Origin of the sequence: Clostridium sp. HBUAS56017 (assembly GCF_007115085.1) — a bacterium.
GTDB classification, from domain to species: Bacteria; Bacillota; Clostridia; order Clostridiales; family Clostridiaceae; genus Clostridium; species Clostridium cibarium.
The window spans coordinates 34,852-47,603 of the sequence record NZ_SULK01000020.1 but is presented as its reverse complement, the minus strand read 5'-3'; the positions used below and the strand labels follow the sequence as shown (position 1 = coordinate 47,603).

General features: G+C 30.1%; 12 protein-coding genes. 1 reads left to right on the top strand and 11 read right to left on the bottom strand.

Going from position 1 to position 12,752, the window contains the following annotated elements; translation table 11 throughout:
* Positions 1 to 10: 10 nt before the first annotated feature.
* Positions 11 to 1,060: a glutamine-hydrolyzing carbamoyl-phosphate synthase small subunit gene (carA, locus tag FAY47_RS15535; RefSeq protein ID WP_143317816.1), complete on the bottom strand. Its 1,050-nt coding sequence runs from the start codon at positions 1,058 to 1,060 to the stop codon at positions 11 to 13.
* A gap of 436 nt (positions 1,061 to 1,496) precedes the next feature.
* On the opposite strand from carA, the gene FAY47_RS15530 reads away from it, so the two are divergent.
* On the top strand, positions 1,497 to 2,225 hold the full coding sequence (locus tag FAY47_RS15530; RefSeq protein ID WP_143317815.1) for a phosphatase: 729 nt from the start codon (positions 1,497 to 1,499) through the stop codon (positions 2,223 to 2,225).
* Positions 2,226 to 2,274: 49 nt separating this feature from the next.
* Here FAY47_RS15530 and FAY47_RS15525 read toward each other — a convergent pair whose 3' ends face one another.
* The 10 genes from FAY47_RS15525 to FAY47_RS15480 form a co-directional block, all read right to left on the bottom strand.
* Entirely contained in the window at positions 2,275 to 2,796 is a 522-nt protein-coding gene (locus tag FAY47_RS15525) for a putative ABC transporter permease (protein ID WP_143317814.1), read from the bottom strand.
* A gap of 58 nt (positions 2,797 to 2,854) precedes the next feature.
* Positions 2,855 to 3,667: an HAD family hydrolase gene (locus FAY47_RS15520; protein WP_143317813.1), complete on the bottom strand. Its 813-nt coding sequence runs from the start codon at positions 3,665 to 3,667 to the stop codon at positions 2,855 to 2,857.
* A gap of 12 nt (positions 3,668 to 3,679) precedes the next feature.
* Positions 3,680 to 4,465, bottom strand: a complete 786-nt coding sequence (locus tag FAY47_RS15515) for an SDR family oxidoreductase (protein ID WP_143317812.1) — start codon at positions 4,463 to 4,465, stop codon at positions 3,680 to 3,682.
* A 122-nt stretch (positions 4,466 to 4,587) separates the two neighbouring features.
* Positions 4,588 to 5,535, bottom strand: coding sequence for an alpha/beta hydrolase (locus FAY47_RS15510; protein ID WP_143317811.1), 948 nt, complete (start codon positions 5,533 to 5,535; stop codon positions 4,588 to 4,590).
* Positions 5,536 to 5,550: 15 nt separating this feature from the next.
* A complete protein-coding gene (locus tag FAY47_RS15505) occupies positions 5,551 to 6,795 on the bottom strand; it encodes a glutamate-5-semialdehyde dehydrogenase (RefSeq protein ID WP_143317810.1) in 1,245 nt (414 codons plus the stop codon).
* Positions 6,792 to 7,613, bottom strand: coding sequence for a glutamate 5-kinase (gene proB / locus FAY47_RS15500; protein WP_143317809.1), 822 nt, complete (start codon positions 7,611 to 7,613; stop codon positions 6,792 to 6,794). Before proB ends, FAY47_RS15505 begins: the two co-directional genes overlap by 4 nt.
* Before the next feature lie 43 nt (positions 7,614 to 7,656).
* A complete protein-coding gene (locus FAY47_RS15495) occupies positions 7,657 to 8,736 on the bottom strand; it encodes an AI-2E family transporter (protein WP_143317808.1) in 1,080 nt (359 codons plus the stop codon).
* A 276-nt stretch (positions 8,737 to 9,012) separates the two neighbouring features.
* Positions 9,013 to 10,422 (bottom strand): glycoside hydrolase family 1 protein, encoded by a 1,410-nt coding sequence (locus FAY47_RS15490; protein ID WP_143317807.1) that lies wholly within the window; start codon positions 10,420 to 10,422, stop codon positions 9,013 to 9,015.
* A gap of 272 nt (positions 10,423 to 10,694) precedes the next feature.
* Complete coding sequence (locus tag FAY47_RS15485; protein WP_143317806.1) at positions 10,695 to 11,558, bottom strand: Cof-type HAD-IIB family hydrolase; 864 nt, start codon at positions 11,556 to 11,558, stop codon at positions 10,695 to 10,697.
* A gap of 417 nt (positions 11,559 to 11,975) precedes the next feature.
* Positions 11,976 to 12,749, bottom strand: a complete 774-nt coding sequence (locus FAY47_RS15480) for a nitrilase-related carbon-nitrogen hydrolase (protein ID WP_143317805.1) — start codon at positions 12,747 to 12,749, stop codon at positions 11,976 to 11,978.
* Positions 12,750 to 12,752 lie beyond the last annotated feature (3 nt).

The window sequence follows — 12,752 nt, the reverse complement described above, 5'->3', positions numbered from 1 at the left end:
GAAAAACCTCCTATAATGCATATTTCATGAATTTATCAAATATATATTCACTGTCCTTAGGTCCAGCTGATGCTTCTGGATGGAATTGAACTGAGAATATTGGCAATTTCTTGTGCTTCATTCCTTCAATTGTCCCATCATTAATATTCATATGCGTAGCTACTACTTCTTCTGGTAAAGTTTCTACAACATACCCATGATTTTGCGAAGTTATCGTTACCTTATTTGTTTCTAAATCCTTGACTGGATGGTTACATCCTCTATGCCCAAATTTCAACTTCACTGTTTTTCCACCTAAAGCTAATGCTAGAAGTTGATGTCCTAAACATATTCCTACTAAAGGCTTTTTGTCAGCTAATTTTTTTATATTTTCTATAACATCTGGTAAATCTTCTGGATCTCCAGGTCCATTTGATAAGAAAACCAAATCAGGTTTAACTGCTAGAACTTCTTCTGCTGTCGTACTAGCACTGAAAACAGTAATCTTACATCCTCTCTTTTGAAAACATCTTATTATATTTTGCTTTATACCAAAATCCATTATAGCAACATGTTTTCCATCTCCATCAATTGTATAGTTACTCTTTGTTGTAACATTCTTAACTGCATCTACAGTTGAGAACTCTTTTATTTTCTTATCTAAATCTTCACTATCTATTTCATCAACTACAATAATTCCTCGCATAGTTCCGTTATTTCTAAGAACCTTAGTAAGAGCTCTAGTGTCTATCCCTTCAAGTCCAACAATTTTATTTTGCTTCAAGAAGTCATCTAATTCCAATTCACATCTAAAGTTATTAGGCAAATTACATTTTTCTCTTACTATAAATCCCTTAACCTTTGGACCATTCGACTCCATATCTTCAAGGTTTATTCCATAGTTTCCTATTAGCGGATATGTCATTGTTACTATTTGACCATAGTATGAAGGATCTGTTAATATTTCTTGATAGCCTGTCATACCTGTTGTAAATACTACTTCCCCAACGCTATCTTTTAGGTATCCAAAGGCTTTACCTTCAAAAATCATTCCATTTTCTAAAACTAGCTTTGCTTTCATGCCTAGCCCTCCTTATATTATGTTTAAGGAAAATACACTTTAAACGACATTGTTTTTTGAATATAAAGAAAAGGATAATAAAGAGACTACAGAAAGTCTGGTCTCATCACTATCCCATTATACTTATATATATTATTTTTCAATGCCTTTAAAGACAAAGCTATGAAATTTCTTTTAAAACTATTCATAGTTGCAGACTCCTTTCTGGCCTCACGGGACCAAGTTAAAGTGTATCTTTACCTCTTATTTAATTTTATCTTATTTATTATTTTAGTTTATTACTTATTTACTGTCAAGGTAAATGCTAAATTAATTAAGACCAATTTGTTTATGTTCTTCCAACATATTATATATAGTATTGAACTCTTTAAATATTGGATTATTATTTTCAATTGATTTATACTAAATATGTATACAACAATCAAAGGAGGATAATATGAATTACTTATCAGATTTACATACACATTCAATTGTAAGCGGTCATGCATATACCACTCTTTTAGAAAACGTAAATTACTGTGCTGAAAAAGGAATAAAAATTCTTGGAACATCTGAACATGCTCCATCAATGCCTGGCGCTCCACATGCTTGGTATTTTGGCAACTTGAAAGTCGTTCCTAGAATAATAAATAGAGTTACTATATTAAAGGGCTGCGAGGCAAACATAACAGATGTAGATGGAAACATTGACTTACCTTCTGAAGCTTCAAGATTCTTAGACTATATGATTGCATCCTTTCATGAACCTGTATTTACCCCAATGTCTTTAGAAGAAAATACAAAAGCAATGATTAATGCAATAGATAAAAATCCATTAATTGAAATAATGGGGCATCTCGGAAACCCTTCCTATGAACTAGATTATGAAGCTCTAGTAATAAAGGCTAGAGAAAAGAATATAATGATTGAAATGAATAATTCTTCAATCGCAGGTAGTTCTAGAAAAGGTAGTTCTGTTAATTGTAAAAGAATAGCTGAATTATGTATGAAGCATGGAACTAAAATAATTTTAAGTTCTGATGCACACATAAACTTTAGTATAGGAAATTTTGATTGTGCAATAGAACTTCTTAATTCTATTAACTTTCCAAATGAATTAATTATGAATGACCCAAATAAATTAATTTCTCATTTAAAAAGCAAAGGAAAACTTTTAGATTTATAAAAAAAGTATACTCTAATTAATTATCTTAATTAGAGTATACTTTTCTATTCTAGGACGCATTAATTTTACTATAAGATATTTGTCTAACTGTAAAGTAAGTATCTATAATCATATATATACCTATTGCTGGTACAACTTTGCTTAATACACCAACAAAATTAAAATATATGTGATCTATTAATGGATTTAATATAATTAGCGTAAAAAACACTAAAATTGCCCAACATATTGAAAACCTTGCACATATCACTCCCTGAAAATTGTATTTAATCTTGCTATAATCCCAATACGCTTTTCCAAAACATTTTTTTAACAAGTGTCCACTTATATATTCTATTAACGTTGGAACTACTATAAATAATATAGCTAACGATATATAGCTAACTTCTCTCACATAATAGAAATAAATTAAAATACATATAGCAAACCCGTACATAGGTTTAAATGGACCTTTTAGAAAACCATCTTTTTTAAAATGCCCCATTATGTAATAACTATATCCTTCCTCTAAGCACCATCCTAAAAAACAATAAACCTCAAAAACAAATGCAAAATATAAAAGCCAATCCATACTAACACTCCTTAATATATTTAAACTTAGTATTAGTAAAATTAGCCTTATAAATTCTCTATTTTTTTATTTTTTCTTCTACATAACTAATAACATAAGCTATAGGATGATCATCATTAGATGGTGCAATATATTTTGCCTTTTCTAATGCTCTCTTTGCTCCAGTTTTTATACAAAATCCATAGCTAGCTACCTCTAACATTTCTATATCATTCATATTATCCCCTACAGCTATAACATTTTGGGGATTAATTTTTTCTATTTGTACTAGTTCTTCTACTGCCCTTCCTTTAGTTATTCCATTTGCTACTATATCAAAATAACTTGGCCCGCTTCTAAAAGCATTTCCCTTATCATATTTTATTCTATACTCTTCTTCTAAAGCATCTAATTCTTCTTCATTACCTATTAGTAGTACCTTTGTCCAATCCTTTTTCCATATTTCATCTGGCAAACTATATACTACCTTAAAGTCATGCTTCTTATATCTCTCTGTTAAGTAACAACTTCTATAAATATATACAATCTCATCTGAAAATACTTCTATTCCAATATGAGGGTAATCTTCATAAATCCTTTTTATTGCTTCTTTTCTATAAGATTCTATAGAATGTTCTGATATTACTTTTTCTTCTCTATAGTCATATATCTTTGCTCCATTATGTAATATTGCAGGGATATCAATACTTAATTCATCTATAAATTCTTCTACTGATGAAAGCATTCTTCCTGTAGCTACAGTGAATTTCCCTCCTCTTTCAACAAAGTATTTTATAGCTTCCTTATTTTCCTTTGATATTTGCTTTTTGCTATTCAGTAATGTCCCATCCATATCTGAAACTAATAAATATCCTTCAAAAATCTTCTCCAACTTAAGTTCCCCCTATTTGCTTTTGTTTGAATACATCACTATTTTTCTTCCTAAACTTCTTGATGCCAACTTATTTCCTAATACCAATAACTTATTTTTGAATCCAGGAATTATAATGACTTTTCCCTTTTTAAAATCTCTATATGCAATTATAGCAACTTCTTTAGGACTCATCATTAGCCCTTTAGTTTTGTCATTCTTCATTATACCAGCCTTGCTTTGAAAGGCAGTTTGTACGGCTCCAGGACATAAACAGCTTACTCTAATTCCATAGTCTTTAACTTCTTCATGTATAGCCTCTGTTAATGATAACACATATGCCTTTGATGCATAATATATATTCATTTTAGGCCCAGCTAAAAATGCAGCAGTTGATGCCACATTTAAAATTCCACCAGTTTTTTCATCAATCATTTTCTTTAAAAAATAATTGGTTAACTTGGTCAAAGATCTTATATTTATTTCAATTAGTTTTTCCTCTCTTTCCATATCTAGCTCATGAAAAGAACCAAAACTACCAATACCAGCATTATTTATTAAGTTATCCACAACGAAATTATTTTTTTCCACAAATCTATAAATTTCTTCACAGGAGTTATTCACAGATAAGTCTATTGATAAAATTCTAGCTACTATATTGAATTCTTTTTCAACTTCCTTCTTAACCTTTTCTAGCCTCTCCTTATTTCTTGCGACAATTATTAAATTATGTTTATCTTTAGCAAATAACCTGGATAGTTCTAACCCGATTCCTTCAGTACCACCTGTTATTAATGTATACCTGTTATTTTCACTCATACTATCATTCCTTATATTCTATTTTACTTATTATATTGTTTTCATTAATACATGTATCATTACTATAAAGAAACACGCATTGCTCAAATCTAATGCGTGTTTCTTTACAGTAATTTTCTTAATTAATTTGCTATATAATTCTTTATAAACTTCCTAATAGTACCCCAATAAAGTTGCGGATTAGTTTTTGATGCTTGTGCATGAGCTGCACCTTCAACTACTAACTTTTCCTTTTCCACATTTGCTGAATTATAAACCTTATCTAACATAGAGTAGGGAACAAATGTATCCTTATCACCATGAATAAATAACATTGGTGTTTTTGATTTAGCAAGTTGATCTATTGCTGATGCATCTTGAAGCCAATATCCCGCTCGTATTTTGCTAACTAGACTTGCAGATTGTAGCACAGGAAATTCTGGTAACCCAAACAAAGAGTCAAGTTGATATGAGAACTCGTCCCAAACTGATGTATATCCACAATCTTCTATTATAGCTTTTACATTGCCTGGCAAATCTTCTCCTGATGTCATCATTACAGTTCCACCACCCATAGAAACTCCATGCAGTACAATGTTAGCATCACTGTCTTTTTGCAATATATAGTCAATCCAACTTAAGATGTCTTTCCTATCATCCCATCCCATTCCTATATATTTACCTTCACTTTTTCCATGTCCTCTTAAATCTGGAACCAACACATTATATCCCATATTATAAAATGCATTTGCATACCCTTCCATCTCCTTGCCTTGTCCCATGTAACCATGTACAGTTATAACCCAAGTTTTAGATGGATTTGTATTTATTATTTCATATCCGTGAAGTTGCAAATCATCTATTGAATCTATAAACGCATCCTTATACCCCGACTTATCAGTTATCCAATTACTAACTGCAACATTACTAGCCTCAACAGACTTATCTTTAGTTCCAAATACTTTCTCCTTTGAAGTTTTAGGGTTTAAAGCTAAATTATAAAAATAATTTCCTGCCACACCTATAGTAGCTAAAGCTAACACCAAAACAACACTTATTATAATTAATAACACTTTCTTCACTTTGCTCATATATATTCTTTTCCCTTATCTTATTTGTCCATTTCCATAAATTATATATTTTGTAGTAGTTAATTCATTAAGTCCCATAGGTCCTCTTGCATGAAGCTTTTGAGTACTAATTCCTATTTCAGCCCCGAATCCAAACTCATATCCATCAGTAAACCTCGTAGATGCGTTAACATATACAGCTGCTGCATCAATTCGTTGTAAAAACTTTTGGGAATTTTCATAGTTATTAGTTACTATAGCCTCTGAATGACCTGTTCCATATTTATTTATATGTACTATAGCTTCATCAATACTACTTACAATTTTTACACTTATAATATAATCATTATATTCCTTTCCCCAATCTTCTTCTGTAGCTTCATTGATGTTATCAACTATTTTCATAGTCCTTTCATCTCCTCTAACCTCAACATTCTCATTTTTTAATGCTGAAATTATCACCGGCAAAAACTTATTTGCTATTTTTTCATGCACTAAAAGTTTCTCTTCTGCATTACAAACAGATGGTCTACTTGTTTTAGCATTTATTACAATATCTCTTGCCATCTCTAAATCTGATTCATCATCTACGTATACATGACAATTTCCGGTTCCAGTCTCTATCACTGGTACAGTTGCATTCTTCACTACAGATTGTATAAGTCCTGCCCCACCTCTAGGAATAAGAACATCTATATAATTATTCAATTTCATCATTTCAGTTACAACTTCCCTACTAGTATCTTCAACAAGTTGAACAGATCTTTCAGGCAACCCAGCTTCTTTTATACCTTCTGATAAAGCTTCAACTATAGCTTTATTTGAATTGATTGCTTCACTACCGCCTCTTAAAATAACTGCATTACCGGTTTTTAAGCAAAGTCCAGCTGCATCACAAGTAACATTTGGTCTTGCCTCATATATTATTCCAATTACCCCCAAAGGCACTCTTTGCTTTCCTATTTGTAATCCATTAGGTCTTCTCCACATAGATGTAATTTCCCCAACTGGATCTGATAACAAGGCTACTTGTTTAAGTCCATCAGCCATATCTTCAATTCTCCCTTTATCTAAAGAAAGTCTATCTAACATTGCTTTTGAAGTTCCCTTTTTAATAGCATTCTCTAAATCTTTTTTGTTTTCTTTTAATATGTTTTCATAGTGTAGTAATAATTTATCCGCCATTTTAATTAATGCTTTATCTTTTTCAGTAGTACTTAAATTCATAAGGTCATATGATGCTTCCTTCGCTCTTTGACCTAAACTAATTAATTTGTTCATTTACTTTGCCCCTTTCTTCCTAAAAATAAAGTTCCCACTTCTTCTCCGTCCAATATTTTTAACAGTATAGATGGTTCACTACCATTTGCCAGAACCATATCTACTCCTTCACTAGCTGCAGTTTTAGCAGCAGCTAGTTTTGTAATCATCCCACCAGTTCCCAAATTAGTACCAGCCCCACCAGCACATTCTTCAAGTTCTTGTGTTACTTCTTCTACTACTCTTAACATTTTTGCATCCTTATTGCTTCTCGGATCTCCATCATAAAAGCCATCTATATCTGATAATATTATTAATAAATCTGCTTTACACAATCCTGCTACTATAGCAGATAAATTATCATTATCTCCAAACCTCACAATATTTTCTATCTCATCTATTGAAACAGTATCATTTTCATTTACTATAGGGACTATTTTATTTTCTAATAATGTTTCAAAAGTATTACATACATTACTTCTAACATGATCATCCTCAACAACATCTCTAGTTAATAAAACTTGCCCAACGGTATGACTATACTCCCCGAAAAACTTACTGTATATGTGCATAAGCTCACATTGTCCTACTGCTGCAACTGCTTGCTTTTCTCTTATACTTTTTGGCTTCTCTCTGAGTTTTAACTTGCTCACACCAACCCCAATTGCTCCTGATGAAACAAGAACAACTTCTCTTCCTGAGTTTTGGATATCTGATAAAACCCTAGCTAACTTCTCAATTCTTCCTAAATTAATATTTCCATTATCATAAGTTAATGTTGATGTACCTACTTTGACTACTATTCTATTAGCATACTTTAAACTTTCATGAAAACCCATATTTACAGCCCCTTATTTCTCTATTATTCTAATATCTATATTACTATACCTTACTTCTCTTATCAACATTACTAAAATCAGTTAAGATCCCCTTTTTGACTAAATTCCTATAAGCCAATTTTAACAACGAATATATAGGTACTATACAAAAAGCAGCTAAAGGTCCGCCTATAGTAGAAGCCCCTACAACAAGAAATATATCTGTAATAGGATGTATCTTCATAGCTCTTCCCATTATTAATGGAACAATAACTCTTCCCTTTAGTGTTTGGGCGGTTATAAACATTACAGTTAATTTTACAAGCATATCAAATCCAACCACTGTTGCAATTATATATGGGATTATCATAGAAATAAAAAAACCTATAAAAGGAATAAATGCTAGTATAAATGTACTAGATGCTAATAATAATGCACTTGGCATTTTAATAATTTTATATCCTATAAAGACCATTGTTGCTAAAGATAAAGCTACTGTTGCCTGCCCAATTATATAAGTTGATAGTACCGTATCTCCCTCGCTTAATATATCATCTGATACTTCTTTATATTTTTTAGGTATATACTTTAATACTGTAGGCTTAAAGTTAGCCCCATCTCTAAGTAGAAAGAATGTTACCAATATAATTAGCAATATATTAGAAAAAATTATCATGCCTTTATCGAATATGTCTTTAATGTTCGCAAATATAAAATTCACATATGTCATAAGTTCAGAAGAAATATTCTGAACAAAAGTTTTGATACTACTATCCTTAAGATAATCTTGAGCTATGTCTAAAACATCCTTATTATTAATCGTCATTATAATTACTTTTTTCAATTGCATAACTTGCTCCATTAAATACTTTCCAAAGTACGTTCCTATCCCTCCTAATATAGCAAATGAAACTAATATTATAATGGTTGCTGACATTGAAGATTTATAACCTTTCTTAACAAAAAAATTATTTATAGGTTTTAAAATATAAAATAGAAATACGCCAAAAATGATAGGAGCAAATATTACCCATACTATTACCTGTATTAATTGATTAATTACTTGAAATTTTTTTAACATAAATAAAAAAATAAGAATTAAATTTGCTATAACTAAATTTATAATAACTTTTTTTCTTACCATAACAACACCCCTTAGTCTAAGGTTAGTTTATCCAAATTGATGATGTTAATTCTAAATTATAAATATAATTATGCAAAAAATAAAAACGAAGTTAGCTCTAAGCTGACTTCGTTCTTTGTTTTTGCTTTGGAAATTTACATAATGTAGTATCTGGGGGGTACTACTTAGGGGTTTGTTTATTCCTTAGCATTTTACTATTATATTTTACACCATCTTCAAGAAAATTTACAGCGTTAATTTTTTACTTTGTCATCTCGCAAAGCTATACACACTTTTCTATATTTTTTCACCATTAGATGCTATAACATCTTTATACCAATAAAAACTCTTTTTCCTTATGCGGTTTAGATCTTTAAGATCAAACTCATCTCTATTTACATATATAAATCCATATCTTTTCTTAAAACCTTGATGAGTGCTAATTAAATCTATAGCAGACCAAGGACAATATCCTAGTAAATCAACTCCATCTGTTATAGCTAATCTCGCTTGTTCTATATGCTTTTTTAAATAATCTATTCTATAATCATCATTTATAGTTCCATCTTCCTCCAACTTATCATATGCTCCTAATCCATTCTCCGTAACTATAAGAGGAAGATGATATCTATCATATATTTCTCTTAACGTAATTCTAAACCCAATAGGGTCAATTTCCCAACCAAATTCAGTTTTTTGAAGGTTCTCATTTTGTGTTCCTTTATAAACTCCATACTCTCCGACGGAAATTTGTTGATCTCCTCCAGTTTTTAAATCTGTCTCACCTATTTTACTTTCAGCAACAGTCCCTGTACAATAATAGTTGAAAGCTATAAAATCTGGTTTAGCTTCTCTTAATATTCTAAAGTCTCCATCTTCCATATTTGGCTCAATTCCTTTTTCAACCATATAGCTCCATGCAATATCATTATATTTCCCATAAACAGCTACATCTAAATACAACCAATTTCTAATAGCTGAAAATGTTTGTGCTGCTAATACATCTTCTGGTTTAGATGTTTTAGGATATATAGAAGTAATATTAGGTGCAGGACCGATTTTAGCATTCATACAAATTGTATGACATATCTGCATAGCTTTTGCTTGCGCTAATAGCATATGATGATTTTGCTGATATAAATCTTTTTGAATGTTATCATTTTGAGAATCACCTATACCTATTGCAGCTCCATGAAGTATCATCATATTTTCTTCATTAATAGTTAACCAATACCTCACTCTATCTCCGAAATTCTCAAATAACACCTTAGAATATCTAACAAATGCATCAATTGTTTCTCTATTTGACCAACCACCTTTTAATTGAAGTGCATATGGTAAATCAAAATGATACATAGTTACTATTGGCTCTATATCATGTGCTATTAATTCATCTATTAAATTATTATAAAATTCTATTCCTTTTAAATTTACCTCCCCATCGCCATCTGGTATTACCCTTGACCACGATATGGAGAACCTATATGCTTTAAATCCCATTTCTGCAAATAATGCTATATCCTCTTTATAATGATGATAATGATCACTTGCTACTTTAAAGTCTGGTGTGCCTTCAATTACATCCTTTGTATCCTGAACTGATAATCCCTTGCCATCTTCATTGTAAGCACCTTCCACTTGATATGCCGATGTTGAAGCTCCCCATAAGAAGTTTTTCGGAAAAGCCTTTAATTCTTTATGAAACATGTCTATTCCTCCTAATCATCTCTTAGTATTTATACCCTAAATATTAGTACAAATATTTACATTTTTATATATCATAATAACTTAATTGTACCTGTACAGATTAACCATCCTATTATCTTTTATTCTTGAATTAATAATTTACTATGAGTATTTTAACCTTTCACATATTAATTCATTCTTAATTATAAATTTATTTAATAATAAAGTTTTATAAAAAATATAGAGTTTATTCAAAATAGAAACAAATTTTCTACTTAGAATAAGCTCTAACATTATTTTAATCCTAATGCCTTATAAATAGCTTTTGCTACCCCTGCATTATCGTTAGTATCAGTTATATATTTAGCAACCTTTTTTATTTCATCTATAGCATTCTCCATGGCAAAAGATTCAGTAAACTCAGTAAACATAGAATAATCATTAAAACTATCTCCAATTACCATAACCTCATCTCTTTTTACGCCCATCTTTTTAGCAACCTTTGCCAATATAATCCCTTTTTGAGCCATTTTGTTGGTTATTTCTATATTATCTCTAAATGATGAAGAGACTGCTAATTCCTCTATTTCATCTAACCTAAATTTCATATTTCTTATTACATTCGTATCATTATAAAATGCAAATATCTTTCTGATTTCTACTGATGTTTCTAAAAACTTTTCAAGATTCTCAATATATTTCAAATTATTAAAATGCTCTTGATTTCTAGCTACTTCCAAAGCTTCTTCAAATGACTCTATCTTTTGAAATGATTGAACCATATATGCCAATCCCTTCAAAGCTTCTTCTTGGCTATCGGTAGTAAAAATGCCTCTATCAGTGAATAACTGAGCTTTTATACCAACTTTATTCATCATCTCTATAACTTTTTTAACTATATCTTTTTCTATATTTATTGTTTCTAATATATTGAAATCCTCGTCTCTATATTCAGCTCCATTAGATAATATACACTCACACTTCAATCCATAACTCTTAAGTACTGGTAAAACTCCATCAATATCTCTTCCTGTTGATATTGTAAAATGTACTCCTAATTCTTGTGCCTTTTTTACAGCTTCTAAATTTTCTTTAGATATTTCATGATTACTATTTAATAATGTTCCATCCATATCAGAAGCAATAATTTTTATCATATAATTCCTCCATTTCTTAAATAACTATAAAAGTATTATCCACAAATGTGACATTGATGCTACTCCAAATAATACCGAAAGAGTATTTATTATAACTCCTACTAGCACATACTTCATCTTCTATAAATAATTAAAGCATTGTTTTCAATAACATGTCAAATTATACGTATTAATATCATATTGTAGAGTTATTTGGAACTTGTTTTCTTATCATAAAAAACATAATAAATCATTGCCATATTAGTTCAAAATCATTTTTTTATACTGTACGTACTAATCTGCATAATTATATTTTAATTTATCTCTCTAAAAATCTAGATTATTAAATCTTTAACCTGTACCCATACAACTTCAAGCTAAGCTCCAGTCAAAAAGCAGTAAATAGCTTTCTATTTACTGCCCTTAAGTAAAAAATATTCATATCAATTGCTTGTATAAATCAATTTTCCGATCAACTTTAATCGGAAAATTTCTTCTAAAATCTTTTATATCGTCTTCAATATCCTGTATAAGAAGCCCTTCATCATAGGATAAACTTTGAAGTACCCTTCCTAAAGGATCAATAATACAACTATCTCCAGAATAATATAATCCGTCCTTTTCTCCAATACAATTTACTCCTAAAATATAAACTTGATTTTCAATAGCTCGTGCCTTTAACAAACACTTCCAGTGCTCTCGCCTTTTTTCTGGCCAGTTAGCTGGAACAATAATTATTGAAACATCTTTCGATACAGCTTGAAATACTTCTGGAAATCTTAAGTCATAACAAATAAAAGTACTTAATTCAAATTCCTTTATACTACACTTTTTAATTTCATTTCCTGAAATAAAATACTTATCTTCATATGCATAACTAAAAGGATGAATTTTTATATAGTCCAATATAACTTTTCCACTAGAATTAATAATAGTATAATGATTTTCAGCCTTGCTCCCATTCCCTTTGACCCATCCAAATCCAATATTAATCAGATTTTCTTTAGCACATTTTTTAAAAACCTTAATACTTTCATAATTTGATTCTTTAATTTTTTCTATATTCATAGAAAAGCCTGTGAAACTCATTTCTGGAAACAATATGACATCTGATTCTTTCAATGCCGCCTCTTCAATATAAGATTTTGCTACTTTATAATTTTCTAACTTATCTTCCCAAATAATATCTGTTTGACAAAGCGCTACTCTCACATG